Below are 24,822 nucleotides of genomic sequence, written 5' to 3' on the forward strand. Positions count from 1 at the left end.
TTAAAAAAAGATGAACGTAATGAATACAGATGAAACAAGCTTAAACAGAGATTCTAGAAATCAAGAGTCGAAAAAATCAAATCTACATAATATCAAGATGCCTCCGCATTCAATTGAGGCAGAACAAGCTGTACTTGGTAGTTTGATGCTTGATAATCAACGTTGGGATACCGTTGCTGAAATGATTATGGATCGTGATTTTTATTCGCGCCATCATCAACTGATTTTTTCAGAAATGCATTCGCTGATTAGCAAAGGTACACCGATTGATTTAATCACTTTATCAGAAAGCTTAGAGAGCAAAGATCTATTAACTGATGTGGGTGGATTTGCATACTTAGCTGAGCTTTCTAAAAACACGCCAAGTGCGATTAATGTGGTTGCTTATAGTGAGATTATTCGACAGCAGGCAATTTTGCGTGAATTAATTAGCGCTTCAAATGAAATCGCTGATAACTGTTATGCCACAGAAGGTCGAGATAGTAACGAAATATTAGATTTAGCAGAAAGTAAAATCTTTCAAATTGCTGAAAGTCGAACCAAACAGGGCGAAGGTCCAAAAAGTATCACTGAAGTGCTTGAAGCAACGGTTGCTAAAATTGAAGAACTGTTCCAACGTCCACATGACGGGGTGACGGGCGTTTCAACGGGTTATATTGATTTAGATAAAAAAACGGCTGGTTTACAACGTTCAGATTTAATTATTATTGCTGCAAGACCATCAATGGGTAAAACCACATTTGCAATGAATTTATGTGAAAACGCAGCAATGACGCAAGAAAAACCCGTACTAATATTTAGTTTAGAGATGCCATCAGAGCAAATTATGATGCGTATGCTTGCCTCGTTATCGCGTGTTGATCAAACACGCATTCGAACAGGACAATTGCAAGACGATGATTGGGCAAGAATTTCCAGTACGATGGGATTATTACTTGAAAAGAAAAATATTTATATTGATGATTCTGCAGGTTTAACGCCAATGGAACTGCGATCACGGGCTAGACGTATTTATCGTGAACATAAAGGTTTAAGTATGATCATGGTTGATTACTTACAGTTGATGCGTGTGCCAAATATTTCTGAAAACCGAACTCTCGAAATTGCCGAAATTTCACGTTCATTAAAAGCGTTAGCAAAAGAGTTACAAATTCCGGTAGTAGCTCTATCACAGCTAAACCGTAGTTTAGAACAACGAGCGGATAAACGTCCAGTGAATTCAGATTTACGTGAATCGGGCTCTATTGAACAAGATGCTGACGTCATTATGTTTATTTATCGTGATGAAGTTTATAATGAGGCATCTGAACATAAAGGGATTGCTGAAATTATATTAGGTAAACAGAGAAACGGTCCAATTGGTAAAGTTCGGTTAAAGTTCCAAGGCCACTTTTCTCGATTTGATAATTATGCCGATTCCAGCAAATATATGGATGATGAATAATTATAGCCAATCACCGCAATAAGCGTGGGTAAATTTATACTCACGCTTATACCTAACATTTCTCATTAATTCCTAACACTTTGCCTTACTATAAATTGGTAAATCTGCACGCCTAAAAAGATAATGGCTTGCAAAATTACAATACATGCACTGGTCGATGCATCTAAATAGAAGCTAATTAGTGTTCCAATAACAGTTGAAAATATCGAAACAATTACTGCTATCAATAGCATCCTTTCAAAACGTTTAGTTAACGAAAATGCAATAATGCCCGGTGCTATCAGCATTGCAATAACCAAAATCACGCCAGCTGTTTTTAAAGAACTGACGATAGTTAAAGCTAAAACACAAAGTAATCCATAATGTAATAATTTTACCGGTAAACCTACCACTTTGGCTTGAATCGGATCGAAACAATATAACAGTAAATCACGACGCTTGACGATTACTATTGCTGATACTATCCCTGCAATTAACATAATCTGTTCTAACTCAGCATAACTCGTGCCTAGCACGCTACCAAATAGGATATGATTTAAATGTTGTGATGTATCTACTTTTGAAAACAGTACTAAACCAAACGCAAACATTCCCGAAAACACAATTCCCATTACTGTATCTTCTTTTATTCGGCTATTTTCTTTAATATAACCCGTGGCAACCGAGCACAATAATCCTGAGGCAAATGCACCTATGATAATCGGAATCCCTGCTAAATACGCAAGTACAATGCCCGGTAATACTGCATGTGATATGGCATCTCCCATTAATGACCAGCCTTTTAACACTAAAAAGCATGATAGGAGAGCACAAACAATACCCGTGGCTAGTGCCGCAATAATGGCACGTTGCATAAGAGGCAGAGTAAAAGGATAATAAAGATATTCTAATAAATCTGTCATATATTTGCCCCGTTATTTAATCGGCTTTGTCTTATTCGTAAACGGTTTGAGATTAAACCTTGTTTTGGTGCAAACAAAAAGACCACAATAAAAATCAATGTTTGCAGTGTAACAATAACGCCACCAGTTTCACCATTCAAAAAGTAACTAAACCAAGCACCAATCGCACTGGACGATGCGCCAATTACCACGGAAATAATTAACAGCCTTGAAAATCGATTTGTTAGCAAATAAGCGGTTGCTCCGGGAGTGACAACCATAGCAATAACCAAAATAGCACCAACTGTTTGTAGAGCTGCGACAGTACAAGCACTCAAAATAGTGAAAAAAAGAATTTTTAAATGCAAAGGCTTTAGACCAATTGATCGTGCATGGATTTCATCAAAAAATACAACTAACAGATCTTTCCAAAAAAGGAGTAACAAAACCAAAGAAATCAAAATAATGATTTGTACCTGCCACATATCACTATCATCAATGCCTAAAATATTCCCAAAAATAATAGTTTGCGCATTAACAGAGGTGGGATTTAGCGAAATAATTAATAATCCAATTGCAAAAAAAGTCGAGAAAATAAAACCGATAATGGCATCTTCTTTTAAGCGTGTAATGGCACGAATGATAGTTATAGATAACGCTGCAAGTAATCCCGTAAAAAAAGCTCCGACCGAATAAGGTAAACCAAGCGCATAAGCCCCCGCTACGCCTGGGACAACCGAATGTGACAATGCATCCCCCATTAATGACCAACCTTTCAACATTAGAAAGGCTGATAAAAAAGCACAAGCAGCGCCAACAATGCTACTCACCCAAATAGCTTTCAGCATAAAATCATAGGTAAATGGCTCAAGTAAGAATTCCATTATTGTCATCCTTTTGCTTGATTTGACTGGGCATCGACCAACAAATCTTGGTGTGGGGAATCATCTTTACCTTCACCATAAAAAATAGCCGCACGTTCATCGTCAGTTAAGATCGATACTTTACGGGGATCTTCATCTTGATGTAATTTTTCGCCAGACAAACTCAGATAGCGCAATGCACCACCAAAAGTCGTTATCAAATTTTGAGGGGTAAAGGTAGTTTCGGTTGGTCCAAAAGCTAATACTGTTTGATTAATTAATACGACTTGGTCACAAAATTCTGGCACACTACCTAAATTATGGGTAGAAACTAAAATAAGATGGTTTTCTTTTCGCAGAGCTTTTAATAAATCAATAATGGCATTTTCAGTTTTTACATCAACTCCTGTAAAGGGTTCATCTAGTAACAATACTTTACCTTGCTGCGCTAAAGCTCTTGCTAAAAAAACACGTTTTTTTTGCCCTCCTGATAACTCACCTATTTGGCGATGCTTAAAATCCAGCATATTTACGCGTTCAAGTGCAATATCAACTTGTTTTTTATCTTCTTTACTTGGGATACGAAAAAACGACATATGACCATAACGTCCCATCATAACGACATCTGATACTAAAACAGGAAAATCCCAATCAACCTCTTCCGTTTGTGGAACATAAGCTATGATGTTTTGCTTTAATGCTTGAGCAACTGAAATATCATTAAATGTTACTTGCCCACGGGTTGGGCGAATAATGCCCATAATACTTTTAAACAACGTGGATTTTCCACTACCATTCACTCCAACAAGTGCACAAATCGTACCGCCATTAAGGCGAAAACTAGCGTCATGAATTGCAGTATGACCATTATTGTATGTTACCGTGATATCATTAACATTTAAGCATATTTGTGTCATTATTTCTCAAATCCTTTAGCTATGGTTTCAACCGTGACTTTTAAAAGATCGATATAGGTTGGAACAGGACCGTCTTTTGTTGAAAGCGAATCGACATAGAGCACACCACCGTATTTAGCGCCCGTTTCTTTACTAACTTGCTTTGCAGGTTTATCAGAAATTGTACTTTCACTAAAAACAACAGGAATTTTATTCGCTCTAACTAAATCAATAAGATTTTTAACTTGCTTTGGTGTACCTTGTTGTTCAGCATTGATTGGCCATAAGTAGGCTTCTTTTAAATTATAATCACGAGCTAGATAGCTGAATGCCCCCTCACTTGTCACTAACCAACGTTGTGCTTCTGGAATTTTAGCCAAACGCTCACGCAGTGGGGCATCAAGAGCTTTGATTTTAGCAACATAATCCTGCGCATTTTTATTATAGATAGTGGCGTTTTTAGGATCATACTTAACAAAGGCTGCACGAATGTTCTCAATATAAGTTAAAGCAAGTGTCGGTGACATCCATGCATGAGGATTTGGATTCCCTTTATAACTACCTTCTTGGATTGGCATCGGTTCGATGCCTTCTGTCACTATAACTGATGGAACATCCTTAATATCTTCAAAAAAACGTTTAAACCAAAGTTCCAAATTAAGTCCATTCCATAAAACTAGATCGGCTGAAAGCGCTTTAGTAATATCTTGAGGAGTCGGATCATATTCGTGTATTTCGGCGCCTACTTTAGTAATTGATTCAACAGTTGCAGCATCTCCCGCAACGTTTTGGGCAATATCTTGGATAACGGTAAATGTGGTAACAACTTTAAATTTTTTTTCTGCTGCTGATGACTCGGACATACCTGTAAGAACGAGCAAAGATGATAGTATTACTGATAGTAGGGTTTTGCGCCGTTTAAAATAATTAAACTTCATTAGCGACTCCTTTTGTTTAATATATAATCAAATTGAAGCAAATTATAGAAAATCAGTGAGAGTTTTGATGATTTAAAAAAGTAAAATCCGTTTTACTGATAATTCTTTGGACGTTTAATTTGTTATTAAAATTTCATTAATTTAAATGCTAATGAGAATTATTATCACCTAATAGATAAAAGTCAAACTTTTTTTCTAAAATTTGTAAAATTGAACGATTTAATTTTTAAAGATAACTTATTGTATATAAAATTTGAATTAAAAGTAGATTGTTCCAACTATATGAATGATAGATATTATAGAAAAGCATACGTGAAAATATTAACTATTAACCAATATAAAAACATTTATATTTAATAACTACTTAATTATATGACAATACATGTAACCTCATTTATTAATAAAATAATAATGACTGCATTTATTATTTATAATATATAAGATAGTTAAAAGTACAGTATCGCCAACCTTAACAAATTATTGGATAAATATTAACCATTCAGAAAAAATAAAATTACTTTTGTTAAAAGTAGTAGTTAAATTGAAAAATGTTCTCATTAGTCCAAATAAATAAATTTGAAAATTGAAAGCAATATTACTAATAAGCTTTTCTAATTTTTATACTTATTGTCGCAAAATTTATATTTATCAAAAAATGTATACAAATTATTAGGTTATTATATAAAATGGTCATTTTTTAAGATGTGCCATTATTGATTGAATGTTTGATTGAATTTTTTTCATGTGAAAATTATTTATTTATAAATAAATTTTCTTAGAATTTATTAAAAAAAAACTTAATATTTACAGTAAGTTCCTTAATTTCTAATTTTATTTAATGGATATAAGAACTTTTTTTTTAAAAAAAAATTAAATAAAATTATTAATGAAGCTTGTAAATTGATTTTAATTAGTGTAAATTCCAAGCAGAAACGAATCAATAATTGATCTCGCCTCTAAGATTTATAAAAAATAGGGAAATTAAGGAATTAAAATGTCTAATAGTTATCAAAATGAAGTACCTGCTGCGCGTGTTAATATTCAACTAGATCTTCATACCGGTGGGGCTAAAAAGAAAGTTGAATTACCGTTAAAAATTTTATCTGTTGGTGATTATGGTCGTGGTAAAGATAAACGTACTCTTTCAGAAAAAGAAAAAGTTTCTATCAACAAGAATAATTTTGATGCAGTATTAAAAGACTTTAAACCTGAAGCAACAATTACCGTTCCTAATACGCTTGCTGATGATGGTAGTGATGTCAATGTCGATCTCTCTTTTGAATCAATGAATGATTTCTCTCCAGAACAAGTCGCTAAGAAAATCCCTCAGTTACGCTCTTTGCTTGCAATGCGCAATTTACTAAGAGATTTAAAATCTAATCTGCTCGATAACGCAACATTTCGTTATGAACTTGAAAAAATCGTTAAGGATGAACAATTGTCTGATGAGCTACGAGCTGAATTAGAAGCAATTGTATCTGAAAGTACGAAATAGTTTTTTATAAGAATTAGTTCAAAAAATTAATGACAATTTAGTGTCTTAAAGATAAGTATTACGAGAGAACAACAATGGAACAAAAGCAAGAGAATAAAGCTACTGTAGAGACAGTTACACAAGAAACAGGAAGTGTTTACCAATCTTTATTTGATAAAATAAATTTAAATACAATTAAAAAAGTAAGTGATATTGATAAATATGAAGACAATGAGGTTTTGTTTGAAACTTCTCAAGATGAACGTGTTACAATGGCTGTTAATATACTGCTTCAGTTAATACAAGGTTCCTCTCAAAAAATCGAAAAGTTAGATAAGCATTTACTTGATTATCATATCAGCCAAATAGACCAAAAAATAAGTCGCCAACTTGATGTTGTGATGCATGATAAAACCTTTCAAGAAATTGAATCAACGTGGCGTGGTCTAAAATTTTTAGTTGATCGTACCGATTTCCGTCAAAATGTAAAAATTGAATTGCTAGATATATCTAAAGAAGATCTTCGTCAAGATTTTGAAGATGCACCGGAAATTTCCCAATCAGGTTTTTACAGACACACTTATATTCAGGAATATGATACACCAGGTGGTGAACCAATTGGTGTGACCATTTCAAATTATGAATTTGATCGTAGTTCACAAGATATCGCTTTATTACGTAATATTTCTAAGGTTGCTGCCTCAGCGCATATGCCATTTGTTGGCTCTGCTGGACCAAAATTTTTCGGTAAAGAGACAATGGAAGAAGTTGCGGCAATCAAAGATATTGGAAACTACTTTGATCGTGCAGAATATACAAAATGGAATAGTTTCCGTGAAACGGATGACTCACGTTATGTTGGGTTAACTTTACCTCGTGTATTAGCACGTTTACCATATGGACCTGATACTGTTCCTGTTCGTAGTTTTAACTATGTTGAAGATGTTAAAGGTCTTGATCATGATCGTTACCTTTGGGCTAATGCATCTTATGCTTTTGCTGCAAATATGGCACAAAGCTTTGTCCGTAATGGCTGGTGTGTTCAAATTCGCGGTCCACAAGCTGGTGGCTTAGTTGAAGATCTACCAATTCATCTTTATGATTTAGGAACTGGTAATCAAGTTAAAATTCCAACTGAAGTTCTTATTCCAGAAACTCGTGAGTTTGAATTTGCTAATTTAGGTTTTATACCATTATCTTTCTATAAAAATAGAGATTATGCATGTTTCTTTTCTGCTAATTCAACACAGAAACCAACGCTTTACGATACTAAAGAAGCAACTGCAAATAGTCGAATTAATTCTCGTTTACCGTATATTTTCTTATTATCACGTATAGCTCATTATCTTAAAGTTATTCAACGTGAAAATATTGGTGCAACTAAAGATCGCCGAGTACTTGAACTTGAACTCAACAGATGGATTAGTAATCTTGTTACAGAAATGACCGATCCAAGTGATGAAGTTCAAGCATCACACCCATTACGTGAAGCAAAAGTAATTGTTGAAGACATTGAAGATAATCCTGGCTTTTTCCGTGTTAAGACATTCTTAGTTCCTCACTTCCAGATAGAAGGGATGGATATTAATTTATCAATGGTTTCACAAATGCCAAAAGCTAAAAATTAATATCGATTTTATAGGAAAAAACTGGAGTATCAGGGTAAATGAAAATTTTTCGTCCTTTATGGAATGAGGGCGTCTTTTTGACGCCTCAGCAATTCCAACAACAAGAATTATGGCGGCAATACTCATCACAAAACTTAATGGCTATGTTAGTAGCTAATCCGTGGGGAGTTGAAAAAATAAATATTGATACACAATCGCTTTCAATAGATCGCCTTAAAGCAGAATCGATCAGCATTCGGTTTAATGATGGTGTAGTTGTTGATACTGATATTGCTGATAATTTACCAGAAGCAAGAATGTTGAACAATGATATTCCAGTTGAACTCAATGAAGTCACTGTTTTAATCGGAATTCCATTATTAAATGCTAATGGTGGAAATTGTCTACAAGATAATCAACGTCTAGAAAGACCACTTCGTTATCGAAAAGAGTGGGTTGAAGTACCTGATCTTTTTGGTCAAAACTCTGAAACAATTGCTGTTGAACGATATGCGTTGACCTTTTTATTTGATTTTGAAGATAATAGTGATTATATAACCTGTCCAGTTGCTCGTCTAAAACGTGATCTTAATGGTCGATTTATTTTAGATCTTCAATACATTCCGCCAATATTGAATCTTTTGACACAAAGCGGATCATTACTGAAAGAGCTAGATCTTTTATGTATCCAGATACAAGCAAAACGCCAGCATTTACTTGGTATGCGCCATGAGCGTAATCAACAGATTGCTGAATTTGCAACTGCGGATGTTTCTCTATTTTGGCTCCTTAATGCATTGAGTTCATTTGAACCTCAGCTTAAATTTTTACGTGATAATCCAACAATTCATCCTGAACGTCTTTATCAAACTTTAACTGCGTTTACAGGTTCTTTGTTGACTTTTTCATTAGTAAATAGTGTTAATGATATTCCTGCTTATCAGCATGATAAACTTAATGAGGTTTTCCCTCCGCTTTTTGAGTTAGTGCGTAATTTATTAGAAGAAAGCTTACCTTCACGCGTTATTAAAATTGATTTGGTTCATGATCAAGATACTTTATGGACAGGTCGTTTGAATGATTCACGGCTTGTTGAGGATGCAGATTTTTATCTTTCAGTTCGTTCTAGTATGCCTGGCCATCAATTACTTTCACAATTTCCAATACTGTGTAAAGCAGGGGCGCCAGATGATGTTAGACAAATTATACATTCAGCACTTTCAGGTATACCGATCAAAGCATTAAATCATGTACCAGCAGCAATACCATTACGTTTAGAGAATCAATATTTTGCTCTGGATTTGTCTCATAGTGCAGCAAAAAATATGTTGCTTGCCAGATGCTGTGAATTTTATGTTCCAAGGGCAATGCCAGATATTTCATTAGAACTTTTCGCAGTACTGCGATCATAGGGTTAAGGTAATGAATACAGAACCAAAAAAAATTATTATCGATGAATTATTGCGTGACTCAATATTAGTAGTTGTAGAACTAAAGGCAAAAGCAAAAATTCCTTCAGGACATAAACTATATGAACATTGTAAAGAACAGATCAAGAATGTTCGTGATGCTTTATACAATGCACAATATAAACAAGATGTTATAGATGATATTAGTTATGCATTATGTGCCTTATTAGATGAAACAGTTTTGCTTTATCAAAAAGATAATCCTAGCGATCAAGGCTATGATGAGTGGCTTGGTGAACCGCTCCAAGTCATCTATTTTAATACCAATAATGCAGGTTATGACTTATTTGAAAAAATTCGCGGTCGTTTAAAAGATGATAAAAAAGAAGAAATTGTTCTAAGTTGTTTTGATAGAGTATTAGGGCTAGGTTTTCAAGGATGTTATTTAGGAAAAGCTCAAATGGAAAGGGAGCATCTTATATTAGCACTTCGAGAAGCATTGCGTGAATCAGAACCAGAACAAAATCATCCTATTATTGAACAAGCTCAGGATCATCGTTTTTGGGGACGAAAGACTCTACTTTTATCTTTAACAGCATTGTCTTTTATTTGCGTGATTGCACTATACTTTATCTTGAATAATCAACTTGATAATTTAATTGACTCGCTTATTGGTTAAAAAGAGGTCTTATGAGCGATTATCCTAAGCGTATTCAGATTATTTATGCAGCTATCTTAAGCCTATTATTGTTATTTGTCTTTTTGCCAATAACAATGGGATGGCAAATTATAGGATCAGTTTTAGTGGTAGTGATAACCACAGGCATATTATGGCGTATGAAGCACTATCGAAAAGTACTTGCTTCATCGACGACTAATATTGCTTTTTTAACTGAGAAACTTGATTTGCTACCTGCAAAACAGCGTTATCGTCTACCTATTTTATTAGTGACAGGCAGTGGTGCAAAAGATTTTTTCCCTGATGATTTATCTTTAGCCCAATCGAATATTTTAGTTTCTTCTGAAGCCGTTTGGATCTATGTTGATGAATATTCACACTTGCCAATAGTCTATGATTCGTTAATAGCTAAATGGCCTGATATGATTGGCAGGGTAGGTATTTTTTTAGCTTTGACACCAGAAATCGAAGATAAACAAGGGATTTTTATTGCAAAATTGCAAGCTTTTCGTCAATCTTGGGTTGATACAAGCAAAATTGCTAAATATTCGTTACCTGTTTACATATCGGTACATATTGGATTTAATGATTTAATTTATGATGAATTTGAATCTATTCCTGTTCAATGGTTTCAACTTAAAAATCAAAAATTAAACTTGCTTGATCGTTATTTATCTCCATTAAATAATTGGGTGAATGATATTAAAATTTCACCTAAAGAAAGAGAACGTCGTTTAAGTCTTCAAGCTTTTTTAAATGAAACTAAAGATTGGATTGAACAGGTTGTTTTATCAACATTAGTGGATCCTAAACAACCTATAGCAAAATGTATGCCAGCTGCTGCAGCTATTTATCCTGTTAATCAAGAGGCTACTACTAATAATATAATACAAAATAAATGGGAAAGTCTTACAACTATGAGACTCCCTAATACTCGAAAAATACAAGAAAACGTTAGTCCTCCAGATGATTTAGTAAAGTTTATGCCTATTGCATATCCGTTTTCACCTATTAGCTCAATGATCTGTGGATTACTTGTTATAACGTCCTTATTTACTATGGGATGTTTAGGAGCATCATTTAAAAATAATATAAAACTTGCTAAGCAAGTTGAAAGCGATATTGATTTTTATAATTCCATTGCTATGGATAATTATGATGAGAAACTTAACGCATTAGAAATTTTGAAAAACGATAGAATAATGTTGAATAAGTATTTTTCACAAGGTGAACCTGTACGCTTAGGTGTAGGGTTATACCATGGGCAACAACTCATAGAACCGTTAAATATTGCCATTAGTAAATATGTTGCGAAACCACCAGAAGTGATAGAACCACCTCAAGTGGTAATACCAGTGGTAATACGTTTAGATAGCTTATCATTATTTGAAACAGGTCAATCAAATTTGAAACCAGATTCGACCAAAATACTGATCAATGCTTTAGTTGAAATGCAAAAACAAATAAAAAGTAATCAGGAAACAGGGTGGCTCATCTTAATTGGCGGACATACTGATTCCACAGGTAGTGAGGACAAAAATATACAATTGTCTTTAGATCGTGCTATTTCAGTTAGAAATTGGTTCATGAAAACAAGTGATATGCCTGAAACCTGTTTTGCCATACAAGGGTATGGCTCAAAAAAACCGTTGGTTGATAACGATACTGCAGAGAATCGTGCCAAAAATCGACGTGTGGAAATAAGCTTAGTTCCTCAAATGTCAAATTGTTTTTTGACACAAGAAAACTAAGGGATTTAACTAAAACAAAAAAGGAGTAAAACAATGGCTGTTCCAGCATATATGTTCTTAAAAGATGACGGCGGCGCGGAAATTAAGGGATCTGTAACCGTGTTTGGCCGTGAAGGTAGTGTAGAAGTTGTTGAGTTTGATCACAAAGTGTACATCCCAACAGATGGTAATACTGGTAAATTAACTGGCACACGTGTTCATAAAGCACTTGAGTTTGTTAAAGAAGTCGATGCTTCATCACCTTATCTTTACAAAGCAGTTACCACAGGTCAAAACTTAAAATCAGTTGAGATCAAATGGTACAAAATTAACGATGCTGGTCAAGAAATTGAGTATTTTAATACGTTAATGGATGGTGTAAAAGTTGTATCTGTTAAACCAGAAATGCACAATATCAAAGACCCAACAAAAGAACAATACAATCATTTAGAGCGTGTTGAACTTCGTTATGAAAAAATTACTTGGACTTATAAAGATGGCAACATCATTCACTCAGATAGCTGGGTAGAAAGTCGAGCGTAATTTAATATTTGCTGACCCTTTCCTGACTTAAGGGTCAGCATCTTTGGAAATAAAGATTAGAGATCAATATATAATAAAAAGGAATAGTAATGATTGCCGATCCATCTGTTTTATTAAGACGACTGAACCCTTACTGTGCAAAATCACTTGAATCAGCCGCAGAGTTATGTCAAACCCGCGCTCATACTGAAATCACACTTGAACATTGGTTGTTAAAACTATTAGAGCAAGGATCTGGTGATATTACAATCATAGCAAGGCATTATCAACTTGATATGGATAAAATTTGGCAAGGACTACTAAGTTTCCTTGATGCATTACCGCATACCATTAATAATAAACCTAGTTTATCATCATCACTTATTGCTGTATTGCAAGCAGCATGGTTAAAAGCTTCATTAGAAGATCATGAAGAAATAATTCGATCTCTTCATATACTACAGGTTTTACAAGAAATGCCACAATGCTTAAAGGCTCAAGATGCATGGCAACTTCTTAGCTTAACGCCTGTTTCTTTAAAGAAACTCCGTCCAAAATTAGATGAACTATCTGATGAAAGTCCTTTTAATGATTCAAATGATGGTTTACAAAACGACCTGCAAAATTTAGGTGATCATTCTCAAATAACGCAAGCTGAAAGTGAAAAAGAAGATAATAAAGCTCTTCAGCAAAAACATCATCAAGCTGTATTAAGTCGCTTTACTGAAGATGTTACAGAAAAAGCCAAAGCAGGTAAAATCGATCCTGTATTAGGTCGTGATAAAGAAATTAGGCAGATGGTCGATATTTTATCCCGTCGCCGAAAAAATAATCCAATTTTAGTGGGGGAGCCAGGTGTAGGTAAAACTGCTTTAGTTGAAGGATTAGCCTTACGAATAGCAGAAGGCAATATACCAAATAATCTTAAAGATGTGAGCATATTAGCCCTTGATTTAGGATTATTGCAAGCGGGCGCCGGTGTAAAAGGTGAATTTGAACAGAGACTTAAAAATGTTATCGATGCTGTACAGCAATCACAAACTCCAATTCTCCTGTTTATTGACGAAGCTCATACCATTATTGGTGCTGGAAATTCAGCAGGCGGTGCAGATGCGGCAAATTTATTAAAACCAGCATTAGCTCGAGGGGAATTAAGAACCATTGCGGCAACAACATGGTCAGAATACAAGCAGTATTTTGAAAAAGATGCTGCACTTGAGCGTCGTTTTCAAATGGTTAAAGCGGATGAACCTGATGATGAAAAAGCCTGTCTTATGTTGCGTGGATTAAAATCACGATATGCGATTCATCATGGTGTTCACATTTTAGATGAAGCAGTAAAAACAGCTGTAACATTATCTCGCCGTTATATTAGTGGTCGTCAACTCCCTGATAAGGCTGTTGATCTTTTAGATACTGCTTCCGCTAGAGTGAGAATGAGCCTTGATACTATACCTGAATCGATCATTGAACTTGAAGCAAAAATCGCATCATTAACAATCGAAAAAGTAGCGATTGAAGACGATTTATTATTAAGTGAAAACAATTCATCCGAACGCATAACTGAAATTAATAAGATATTAGATGATTTACAAAAACAATTAATCATCGAGCAAACTCAGTTTGAAGAAGAAAAGAAAATCATTGAAGAACTTATTGAACTGAGAAAACAATTAACGACTACGCCAGAACCAAAAGTATCAAAACAATTAACCGAAACACAAGAAAAGTTAAATAAACTGCAAGGAAACAGACCGTTATTATCGCTTGATGTTGATAGTAGAGTCGTTTCTTCTGTTATTGCTGATTGGACAGGAGTTCCTTTAGAAAGCTTATTAAAAGATGAACAAAGTCATCTCATGGCTCTTGAAGATGATTTACGAAAACGAATTGTTGGTCAGGATAACGCTTTATTTGAATTAGCAAAACGTATTCGAGCCACTAAAACAGGACTGACTTCAGAAGATGCACCTATGGGGGTATTTTTATTAGTTGGTCCGTCTGGCGTGGGTAAAACCGAAACGGCATTAGCACTTGCAGACACATTATTTGGTGGTGAGCAATCACTTGTAACTATTAATATGTCTGAATATCAAGAACCTCATACAGTATCTCAACTCAAAGGTTCTCCTCCAGGCTATGTTGGATATGGCCAAGGTGGTGTGTTAACCGAAGCAGTTAGAAAACGACCTTACAGTGTAGTGTTATTAGATGAGATTGAAAAAGCCCATCGTGATGTACTTAATTTATTCTATCAAGTTTTTGATCGTGGATTTATGCGAGACGGAGAGGGTCGTGAAATCGATTTTCGTAATACCTTAATACTCATGACATCTAATTTAGGTAATGATGAATTAATGGCTCTATTTGAACAGATGCCAGATGCTGATACGGCTACTCAACATGAGTTATTACGACCAATTATTCGAGAACATTTCCAACCAGCACTATTGGCTCGTTTCCAAACGGTTATTTATACACCGTTATCGGATAAAGCATTGAACCAGATAGTCAAAATGAAATTGGATAAAGTTGCTTCACGAATACAAAAACATTACAAAATTGGCTTTAAAGTTAGTGATCAATTATACGATCAACTTGCTTCTGCTTGTTTGTTACCTGATACAGGGGCTCGTAATATTGATAGTATTTTGAATCAACAAATTTTGCCTGCAATCTCAAATTTATTATTACAAAGAAAGAACAATAGTAATGGGAAAGCTTCAACATTATTATTAGATTTTAGCGAAACGGAAGGCATTGTTCTTGAATTAATTGATGGATCAATAAAACAAAATTCAGAAAGTACAAAGAGTAAATCTGTAAAAAATAAAACAAAACCTATTAAAACTAAGGAAAAACAACAAAAAAAATCAGATAAAATTGATTAATAACATGATGTTTTTTAAATGATATAAACTGGCCAATTTGTCTAAAACTTATTGGTCAGTTTTAAGCAAAATTAAAATAGACAAAAATAATATTTCTTATTAATCATAGTAATTACAGTACAAGTATTGATGGCAGATCTTAAATTACTATCAATACCTAAAATCGTATGCAATACGATTAATTTTAATACTGAAAAAATTGTGAATTTAAAAACATCGTATAACGAGCATTCTTATTTGAGAATTTAAGTAAGGGATAAAATAATGGGAAAAAACGTGGTTCGATTGGGTGATCCTACAACTCATGGTGGGGCGGTTATTTCTGTTTCTTCAACAATGATTGTAGAAGGAAAACCTGCAGCTCTATTAGGTGATCTGGTTAGCTGTCCTAAGAAAGGGCATGGCGTAAATAAAATTATTGAAGCTTCAACGACTTGTTTTTCTGATGGTAAACCAGTTGTCGTGGATCAATGTACATGTGAATGCGGTTGTAAAGTGATTTCAACACTAAGTACATCGGAGATTGACTAATATTATGTCTTGGCCTAAACCTAGGGTAGTTAATCCATTAAAACCACCGTTAAAATTACATCGCAGTAGATGGTATCTATTTTTTATAGTTCTGAGTTTTATCACAACTATTTTGCTTATTTTAATCTGGCCGAATGAAAACTATGGTTCACAGTGGATATTTTGGTTGTTTGCGACAATTATTCCAACAATAATTACTGGGATTGCTGTCAGTATACGATTATATTTATATGGTTTAGCTCAAGAAGAATATGAAATTTGGCAGTTAGAACAGAAAAACATTGAAGAAAATTGGCAAAATTGGGCTATGAAATCTTTAGTGATTCTTGATAGTTATTATATTTTACCTAATCACTTAACTGTACAAGACATCTTGAGTAATATTGAAAACTTACCAACTGAAGTCAATAAATCGTTAGAATTTGATGATGAGTTTAATATTAAAATATATCTTGAGGAAGTTTTTTTATCTCTACGTAAATTGCTACATGAGTTACCAGAAAAAGAAATAATTAATATCAATATTTACACATCATTTGAATCAAATGTTCTTTTAGAAGAAGATATTAATAATGCTTATCAAACAGCACAACTGCCATGGAAATATAATTTAACACAGCATATATCAGATAACGTTAATGCTGAAATACTACAAGAAATGATAGATGACTCACAAGCAAGTCTTCAACTTGTGATTATCAATAATACCATTTCATCAGACTCGGCGTTTTTATGTGCTTTTTTAGGAACAAGCAAACAACATTATCAAGATTTGGGAATAAATAGTAAGAAAGTTGAAATCTTGAGACCCATGATAGCGACTGAACTTGATAATGCTATTAACCAAATGATAGATATGCAACATGCAATAAAACAAGTAAAGCAACTTTGGTTTGCTAATGTTGATCATAAACAACAGACAGAAATTACAACACTATTAGCAGATCAAGAAATTTCTCTAACCAATCTAGTTAAATTAGACAGTCTTATTGGTAATCATACTGTGTTAAGTTTTTGGCTATCGTTGGCTATGGGATATGAAATGGTTATGCTCACTAACCAAAATAATCTTATGACTGCATATAGTCATAATAAGTGGTTACTTTCAATTTTGACGGGTAGTACGTCGGGAGTCGTAAATGAAAAATAAATGGAAACTGATTGGATTAATTTTCATTATATTATTAGGAGCACTAATTCTAGCTGCTGGACTTTTTTTCTGGGGAGCGGGTTTAGGTTATGTAACAACAGGACAGAAATTTTCAATATGGTTACAAGCAATGCTTTTATTGCTAGGCTTATTGTTAACGCCTGTTATTATTACTAATAATCGTAAAATATGGGCTAAAGATAAAGCTAAGCGTGAATCTTTGAATCCTATTGAAAAGAAACCCGTAAAAAAAGTTATTACATTTCCTGAATTTTCAGAAATAAACAATCAGTGCAAATCCCGTTACGGTCTGTTTTGGCGTTATAAAGTTCGAAAATGTTTGGTTATTGGGACATCAACTGATGTAGAAACATTATTCCCTAATTTACAACAAGCAAAATGGCAGTTAAGTGGTCAAACATTAATGGTTTATGGCGGAGATGTTTCAAGTGAAGTAAATATTCCTTGGATGAAAACATTAAAGAAACATTTCTCACGTTATTTACCGTTTTATCATAAACCGTTAGATGCAATCATTTGGGCTGTATCAAAAAATTATCTTGATAATACTCGACAACAACAAATTTTAGTTGAAAAAACTATATTACAACTAAGATCCCGCGATAAAATTTTAAGATGGTCTGCTCCGCTTTATTTAGTATCAGGACAAACAAGTGAATGGTCACAAGAAGGAAGAATTGAACAAAGCGTTGGGATAACCTTTTCTTCCGCTAAAAATAACATCATTGACTCTGCGGAATTATCGCTAAAACAATTGGCAACAGGATGTTGTCAACGAGGTATACAACAGGTAAAAGAAAACTCTCATTACTCCTATTTGCTTCAGTTAAGCCAAAATCTGGTCAAAAACGATATTGATAAAATTAAGCGATATTTGAGCTCATTGATCTCACTCCGTTATGCTCCAAATCTTCGAGGACTATTTTTTATGCCTCATCAGTCTTCGAAGCCAACGGAAGAACAAGAATTTTACGATTTAAATCATTTTTTTATGACACCAACTTGGCAGTCAATCATTGATGATGCGAAATCAAACGTAGGGCGAAGACTTGGATTAAACTGGGGAGAAATTTCTTGTTATGTTTTATTTATATCTATGGTCATGACAGGATGTGCTATGCTCACATCTTATTTCCGAAATGAATCATTAATTGAAGATAGTATTAAACTTGCCAAAAATGCAGATGATTCTGCTACTAAAGATTATACTTCAAGATTACAAATTCAATATCAGTTACAACAAAGATTAGAACAATTATTGTTTCGTCAACAAAATGGAGCACCGTTATCTTATCGTTTTGGTTTAAATCATGATGATAAATTATTAAAAAAATTGTGGTCTAGCTATTACACAACAAACTTACGTAATATTGTTGTGCCATTTAAAGATATAATGACGGATTATTTAGAGTTATTAACGCAATTACCGCCAGATGATCCTCACCGAGACGAATTAGTACAATCGGCATATGATGTATTGAAAGTATACTTGATGATGAGTCGTCCTAATAAAAGTGATGGGGATTATCTAAGTCAATTTGCAACTAAAAGATGGAGTGCACCAAAAGACGTTAGCGATGGTAATTGGCAAAGATTAATGCCTGATCTGGTTCGTTTTTGGGGACAATCATTAAATATTCATCCTGAGTGGGCACAAAAAGAAGATGCATCATTAGTAAAAAATGCCCGCCAAATATTAATTAATAAAATTGGTGCACAAAATGCAGTTAACTCAATTTATAAAGAGATGATCCAACGAGCTAGCCAGAATTATGCAGATCAAAGTTTGAATCAATTGCTTGATGGGTTTGATAATCATTTACTATTTTTTAGTAAGGATGATCTATCTGGTATTTATACACGAAAAGCTTGGGAAAACACCATTAAGCAGGAAATAAATGAAGTCTCTAAACTCCGCCAAGAACAAATTGATTGGGTTTTAAATGATGGAGGTAATTCATTACCTAAATCGATTTCGTCGGAATCATTAAGAAAACAACTTACTGAACTATATTTTAGTGAATATGGTGCTGCATGGTTGAACTTTTTAAATGGTATAGAATGGCGTCAATCTGACAATGTAACAGATGTTATTGAACAGCTAACAATACTTGCTGATACTAGACAATCTCCTTTAGTCGCATTAGTAAATACAATTAAGTACCAATCAGAGGTAGCTTATAATGAAGATGGTTTATCCAGTAATATTTTACGTTCAGCTAAAGAGCTTATTAATAGCAATAAATCACCAACAGGAATGACTAAAAGGAACAATGAAACAACGGGTCCTTTAACAGAAACATTCGCACCTATTGTTAGTTTGTTAAGAAATGATAATACCAATGGACTATCTTTAGAGACTTATTTGTCGCGTATTACTCAAGTGCGATTGAAATTGCAAAATATAACTAATAGTGCCGAACCACAAACTATGATGCAAGAATTAGCTAAAAGTGTATTTAAAGGTACTTCGGTTGATTTAACTGAAACCCGAGATTATGGTAATTTAATTGCTGCGAATTTAGGAAAAGAGTGGTCAGGATTTAGTTATAGTTTATTCAAAAAACCATTAGAACAATCATGGCAAGTAGTATTAACACCAGCAGCAGAAAGTTTTAATGATATTTGGCAAAACTATGTTGTCAGTCAGTGGAAAAAATCCTTTGCTGGCCGCTATCCATTTAAAAACAGTGAAAATGAAGCTTCTTTACCTGAATTAGCTCGTTTTATTCGAGCTGATACTGGCATTATAGATAAATTTATCACTAGTGAATTAAATGGAGTATTAGATAAAAAAGGTGGTATGTGGGTTGTAAATAATGTTAATGCCCAAGGACTTAATTTTTCACCTAAATTTCTTGAAGCACTAAACTTATTTAATCAACTTTCTGCAGAAGTACTTGAAACAGGCGATGTATCCTTATCATTCGATCTAATGCCTCGTACAGGAGCAAGTACCGCTAAAACAGAGTTAATAATTAATAAGCAGAAACTTGAATATTTCAATCAAGTACCTACTTGGCAACGTTTTAATTGGCCAGGAGATGGATATGCACCATATTCACAGCTCAGTTGGAGTAGTAATAATTCAGGTTTAAGGCTATATGAGTACCATAATGGTGATTGGGCATGGATCAGATTACTTGAATCAGCATCAATTAAACCGCTGGATTCCAGTCGATATGAATTAGTTTGGGAAGCTAAAGATGGTAATAAACTTAGATATGTTTTAAGGACACAACTAGGTGGTGGACCACTAACGTTATTGAAATTACGCAATTTTACTTTACCACAAAACGTATTTGAATAATGTTAAATTAATATCGGATACTGGATTAATGTTATGTTTAGTCAATTATTAAACCGTTTTACAGGTACAGATGATCAGAGCAAACTGATACAAAAGTTAAATCAAACTTGGATTGATTGGTTACAGCCAATTAATCCAGATAAACCAACTGGGGAAGATTTGACTTATCATGATACTTTTCAAGATATTAAAGAGCAAATTGCAAAAATATCTGGAATAGATTATTCATTTGTTATTGTTGAGAGTGAAAGCTTACTAAAACGAAGTAGTAAAGATATTCGTGTGGCTACATATTATTGTTTAGCACGATTATATCAAGATGGTGTAGAAGGATTTGCTGATGGTCTTGAAATATTGGCTGGATTGCTTGATACATTTGGACCATTGATTTATCCGTCAAGACCTAATATACGCAAAAATGCTATAGAATGGCTTACTAATGCGCGTTTTATAGATCAATTGACACAACTACAACCTATAAGTGATGAATCTTTAAGTCGTATTATCGCTGCGTTAAGTCAGATAGATAGTAGTTGTCAAAAATTATTTAATTCTGAAACGCCTAATCAGTCAACAACAGCGCCTGATTTATCGGCGTTGGTTCATTTTTTTGGTAATATAGCAAAACAACCAGTTAAAACCACAAACGAAGAACAACCGCCTCAAGCGACGGCTAATCCTGTACCTGCTTCAGAAGTACAACAAAGTAACGTTGAAATAAAAATTAGTTCTCAACGAGATTTACTTGACCAAGCACGAAAGATGGCAGCATTTTTACGAGAAAAACCTGAAGGTTATCTTGCTGCAGGGCGTTTTTTGCGAGTAATCCGCTGGGATATGATTGTAGATTTACCACCTGTTGATTCTAAGGGTAAAACAAGATTACCAGCACCAAGAGCGGAACTTAAACAAAATATTAATCGTTTGATTCTCCAAAAACAATGGTCAACACTTTTCGAACGTGTTGAAAGTGCTTTCATGGAAAATGCAAATCATTTTTGGTTAGATCTGCAACGTGCTTCCGTTTTAGCCTTAAAAAACATGGGAGAACCTTATCAGTCTTGGGCTGATATTTATTTAACAGATATAGGTTTAATGTTAGAGCGCTTAAATGGAATTGAAAACCTCTATTTTGACAATGGTATGCCTTTTGCTGATGATGAAACATTAAGCTGGATCGCCAGTGATGCTCGTATACATAATTTAGGTGAAGGTGATAGTATTCAACCTATTGCTGTATCGGGTGAAAATGATTGGGGTGAGATTGAAAAACAAGCTTTAGAATTAGCTCATGCAGAAAGCCTAGAACATGCATTCCAATGGATACAAAGTTTGCCATCATTGCGTTCACCTAAACAACAATATTTATTACAATATACCCAAGCAAGAGTTGCGGAACAATTAGGAAAACAAGATATTGCATTAACATTACTAACTGGATTAAACAATCAACAGCAATCAATTACTTTGTTGCAATGGGAACCTGAACTATTATTTGATATTAAAAGATTTTTACTCAAATTAATTAAACAAAAAAATCTACAGAAAGATAATAATAAAAATTTTGGGGAACAAATAGAGAATTTGCAGCATGAACTTATGCAGCTCAATCCAGCTAGGGCACTAAGTGTGATTTAAACTTTTAATAAAAGAGTGACGTTGAAAAAATATAAAACTAAAGAGATAAAAAATGGATGATTTGATTTTACGCTATTATGAGTCAGAAATGCGTTACTTGCGGGAAGCGGGGAAAGAATTTGCCAAAATTCATCCTGATAGAGCAGGTCAATTAAATTTAGATCGTGTAGGTGATCGTGATCCATATGTTGAAAGATTATTTGAGGGTTTTGCTTTTTTGACAGGAAGACTACGTCAAAAAATTGATGATGATTTACCAGAATTAACTGAGAGCCTTGTGAGTTTGTTATGGCCTCATTATTTACGATTAATACCTTCATTATCGATTATTGAGCTTACACCCAATTACTCCACATTGTCACGTTTGGAAGTTATCCCCAAAGGTTTACAAGTTCAAACAGAACCGCTTGGACCAAAAGGAACAAGGTGTCCTTTTCGAACAACTCAACCGGTAATTTTGCAACCTGTTAAAATCAATCAAGTAAAATTAGGAGTACATCAAGATGGACGAAGTATTATTAACATTCGTTTAGGTTTTGGTGAACTAATTGATTTTGAACAAGTTGATTTATCTAAATTAAGATTCTATTTAAATGCAGATGCACCAATTGCTTCAACTTTGCATCATGCGTTAACTCATCAAGTTTCAGCAATACAGTTACGCTATTCTAATCAACCTAATGAAATAGTCGGTTTTCAAGGAAAAATAACACCGGTTGGCTTTAGTGAAGAAGATCGCTTATGGTTAAAACCAGATAATGCTTTTGCAGGCTATCAGTTATTATTAGAATACTTTGCGTTTCGTGAAAAATTTATGTTTGTTGATCTCCATGGACTTAATATTCGTAATGTTCCTGAAGGTTGTGAATATATCGATATTGAAATTATCCTAAATCAAACTTGGCCAAGTGATATGCCTTTTAATAAGGACAACATTCGATTACATTGTGTGCCAGTTATAAATTTATTTGATATGGAAGCAGATCCTATTGTAGTTAATCAACTAGAAAGTGAATATCTGCTTAGGCCATTATTACGTCAAGATGGACACATCGAAGTTTACTCAGTTGAGAGTGTTGAAGCTATAACTCGTAATGGTCGTTATAGTTATGTTCCTTTTACTAGCTTTAAGCATAGGGGGGGTATGTTACGTCATGATGCACCTGAAAGGTATTATCATACTCATGTTCGAAAAGGTGCTTCTGGATTACATGAAACTTGGTTAGTTTTAGGCGGTAAAATTTGGGATAAAGGTCAATCTCTTGAAACCGAAACGTTATCATTACGCGTTACTGGTACCAATGGTATGTTGCCTCGGAAAACGTTAAGTAATGCACGGATACAATCACTGAGTAGTTCACAAAATAGTATTTTAAGTGTTAGAAATTTATGCTCACCAACGTTGCCTTGTTATCCGCCAACCGAGGATCGCTTTCATTGGCGAGTATTATCGCATTTAGCACCAAATTATTTGTCATTAATTAATGCAGAAGTATTAAGGGGAACGCTTGCTTTATATGATTGGACTGAAAATGAGCTTAATCGTCGACGCTTAGAAGGCATCGTCGATGTATCTCATAGAATGATAAAACGGATTGAAAAAGGAATGTTACAAAGGGGGATAGAGATCGAAGTAACTATAAATAGTTTCCAGTTTACTGGCGAAGGTGATGTGATGCTTTTTGGTGAGTTATTACATCAATTTTTTGCTCTATATGCTGACGTTAATTTATTTACTCAATTAGTCATTAACCTTCTACCTGTTGGAAATAAAATAGTATGGAATCAGAGCAAAATATCGAAAGTAGCCCTTTAATGCAGGAGCTTGAAAAAGTACTGCCAAAAATAAATTTTTATCGTTTTTGTCAGTTACTTGAGCAACTCTATGCTAAAGAGGAACCTATACTAGGAAGAGCAGAAACGCCAACTGGTGATCCTTTACGTTTTGCACCATCAATTGATATGTCGTTTCCTGCTAGTGAGTTACAGTATATTGAAAGATCACCGTATTTAAATCGACCAACAACGGTAAGAACTCGCTTTTTCGGTTTGTATGGTGTTGATGCAGTATTACCTTTTGGGTTATTGCACAATATTATCCGCCGTGAAGAAAACTATCATGCGATGACCGATTTTTTAGATATATTCAACCATCGATTTATAACACAATTTTACCGAATTTGGTTGAAATATCATTACCCTGCTTGTTTTATAAGTGGTGGTAAAGATTCTATATCTCAGTGCTTGCTTGGACTAACAGGTCTTATAATAAAAGGAACTAGCGAACAAATCGGTTCACCAGCTTCACGATTTTTGGCACTGTTAGGTCTAGTTACACAAAAAACACGAACAGCTGAGGGTATTGCTGGTTTAACAAGAGTAATAGTTAGTGACGCTAAAGTTGAAATAACAGAATTCTATCCTACTTGGCACGCTATTGAAAGTCCAGCTCAAGTGGGTGGAAAAACAAACAAAATAGGTTTAAATGGTAGTGCAGTCTTAGGATCTCGCTTAAGAGAATGTAATCAAACAATACATATAGCCATAACTCCTCAACATGAAGATCAGATTATGGATTTACTCCCTGATGGGCAGTTATATAAGGATCTTATTGCACTGATGCGTGCATATTTAGGTTATCAAGTTGATGCCAAAATTACACTTTATATTAAGCGAAATTTTTTGCCGCGTAGCCAACTAATATCAAAAAATTGTCGATTAGGACAAACTGCATCATTAACCAAAGTGACAGAAAATGGCGATTATATTCAAGATAAGGTAGCTGTAAATTTAGGTCATTATTGTGGAATTGATTATACAGCATAAAAAAGGAATAAA

18 protein-coding genes are annotated in these 24,822 nt (G+C 34.1%); 14 read left to right on the plus strand and 4 right to left on the minus strand.

The window, feature by feature from the left end:
• Positions 1–19: 19 nt before the first annotated feature.
• A complete protein-coding gene (gene dnaB / locus H3S88_RS07105) occupies positions 20–1,444 on the plus strand; it encodes a replicative DNA helicase (protein ID WP_065738779.1) in 1,425 nt (474 codons plus the stop codon).
• Positions 1,445–1,509: 65 nt separating this feature from the next.
• Here the strand turns inward: dnaB and H3S88_RS07110 are convergent, their stop codons facing one another.
• From H3S88_RS07110 to H3S88_RS07125, 4 genes are read right to left on the minus strand one after another with little or no spacing between them, the layout of a single operon-like run.
• Complete coding sequence (locus H3S88_RS07110) at positions 1,510–2,346, minus strand: metal ABC transporter permease (RefSeq protein WP_198228583.1); 837 nt, start codon at positions 2,344–2,346, stop codon at positions 1,510–1,512.
• Positions 2,343–3,212 (minus strand): metal ABC transporter permease, encoded by an 870-nt coding sequence (locus H3S88_RS07115; protein ID WP_370528591.1) that lies wholly within the window; start codon positions 3,210–3,212, stop codon positions 2,343–2,345. Before H3S88_RS07115 ends, H3S88_RS07110 begins: the two co-directional genes overlap by 4 nt.
• A gap of 2 nt (positions 3,213–3,214) precedes the next feature.
• Positions 3,215–4,105, minus strand: coding sequence for a manganese/iron ABC transporter ATP-binding protein (locus H3S88_RS07120; RefSeq protein ID WP_198228579.1), 891 nt, complete (start codon positions 4,103–4,105; stop codon positions 3,215–3,217).
• Positions 4,105–4,947: a metal ABC transporter substrate-binding protein gene (locus tag H3S88_RS07125; protein WP_232352536.1), complete on the minus strand. Its 843-nt coding sequence runs from the start codon at positions 4,945–4,947 to the stop codon at positions 4,105–4,107. The genes H3S88_RS07120 and H3S88_RS07125 overlap by 1 nt, the downstream gene beginning before the upstream one ends.
• Positions 4,948–6,016: 1,069 nt before the next feature.
• Between H3S88_RS07125 and tssB the strand changes: the two genes are divergently transcribed.
• The 13 genes from tssB (at position 6,017) to tssG (ending at position 24,810) form a co-directional block, all read left to right on the plus strand.
• Entirely contained in the window at positions 6,017–6,517 is a 501-nt protein-coding gene (gene tssB, locus H3S88_RS07130) for a type VI secretion system contractile sheath small subunit (RefSeq protein ID WP_198228577.1), read from the plus strand.
• A 74-nt stretch (positions 6,518–6,591) separates the two neighbouring features.
• The gene (gene tssC / locus H3S88_RS07135; protein ID WP_198228575.1) at positions 6,592–8,124 is read left to right on the plus strand and encodes a type VI secretion system contractile sheath large subunit; all 1,533 of its coding nucleotides are present in this window, start codon (positions 6,592–6,594) and stop codon (positions 8,122–8,124) included.
• Between the two features lie 38 nt (positions 8,125–8,162).
• Positions 8,163–9,515, plus strand: coding sequence for a type VI secretion system baseplate subunit TssK (tssK, locus tag H3S88_RS07140; RefSeq protein WP_198228573.1), 1,353 nt, complete (start codon positions 8,163–8,165; stop codon positions 9,513–9,515).
• Between the two features lie 10 nt (positions 9,516–9,525).
• The gene (gene tssL, locus H3S88_RS07145; protein ID WP_198228572.1) at positions 9,526–10,191 is read left to right on the plus strand and encodes a type VI secretion system protein TssL, short form; all 666 of its coding nucleotides are present in this window, start codon (positions 9,526–9,528) and stop codon (positions 10,189–10,191) included.
• Positions 10,192–10,202: 11 nt separating this feature from the next.
• Positions 10,203–11,942 (plus strand): OmpA family protein, encoded by a 1,740-nt coding sequence (locus H3S88_RS07150; RefSeq protein WP_198228570.1) that lies wholly within the window; start codon positions 10,203–10,205, stop codon positions 11,940–11,942.
• Positions 11,943–11,975: 33 nt separating this feature from the next.
• Positions 11,976–12,464 (plus strand): Hcp family type VI secretion system effector, encoded by a 489-nt coding sequence (locus H3S88_RS07155; protein ID WP_065738788.1) that lies wholly within the window; start codon positions 11,976–11,978, stop codon positions 12,462–12,464.
• Positions 12,465–12,553: 89 nt separating this feature from the next.
• Complete coding sequence (tssH, locus tag H3S88_RS07160; protein WP_198228569.1) at positions 12,554–15,334, plus strand: type VI secretion system ATPase TssH; 2,781 nt, start codon at positions 12,554–12,556, stop codon at positions 15,332–15,334.
• A gap of 264 nt (positions 15,335–15,598) precedes the next feature.
• Entirely contained in the window at positions 15,599–15,865 is a 267-nt protein-coding gene (locus H3S88_RS07165; RefSeq protein WP_198228568.1) for a PAAR domain-containing protein, read from the plus strand.
• Between the two features lie 4 nt (positions 15,866–15,869).
• Positions 15,870–17,015, plus strand: a complete 1,146-nt coding sequence (locus H3S88_RS07170) for a hypothetical protein (protein WP_198228567.1) — start codon at positions 15,870–15,872, stop codon at positions 17,013–17,015.
• Positions 17,005–20,346 (plus strand): ImcF-related family protein, encoded by a 3,342-nt coding sequence (locus H3S88_RS07175; protein ID WP_198228566.1) that lies wholly within the window; start codon positions 17,005–17,007, stop codon positions 20,344–20,346. The genes H3S88_RS07170 and H3S88_RS07175 overlap by 11 nt, the downstream gene beginning before the upstream one ends.
• Before the next feature lie 33 nt (positions 20,347–20,379).
• Positions 20,380–21,984, plus strand: coding sequence for a type VI secretion system protein TssA (tssA, locus tag H3S88_RS07180; protein ID WP_198228565.1), 1,605 nt, complete (start codon positions 20,380–20,382; stop codon positions 21,982–21,984).
• 52 nt (positions 21,985–22,036) lie between these two features.
• Positions 22,037–23,800, plus strand: a complete 1,764-nt coding sequence (gene tssF / locus H3S88_RS07185; RefSeq protein WP_198228563.1) for a type VI secretion system baseplate subunit TssF — start codon at positions 22,037–22,039, stop codon at positions 23,798–23,800.
• The gene (gene tssG, locus H3S88_RS07190; RefSeq protein WP_198228561.1) at positions 23,764–24,810 is read left to right on the plus strand and encodes a type VI secretion system baseplate subunit TssG; all 1,047 of its coding nucleotides are present in this window, start codon (positions 23,764–23,766) and stop codon (positions 24,808–24,810) included. The genes tssF and tssG overlap by 37 nt, the downstream gene beginning before the upstream one ends.
• Positions 24,811–24,822: the final 12 nt, after the last annotated feature.

The sequence above is a fragment of the Gilliamella sp. B14448G11 genome, from assembly GCF_016101765.1.
GTDB lineage: Bacteria > Pseudomonadota > Gammaproteobacteria > Enterobacterales > Orbaceae > Gilliamella > Gilliamella apicola_N.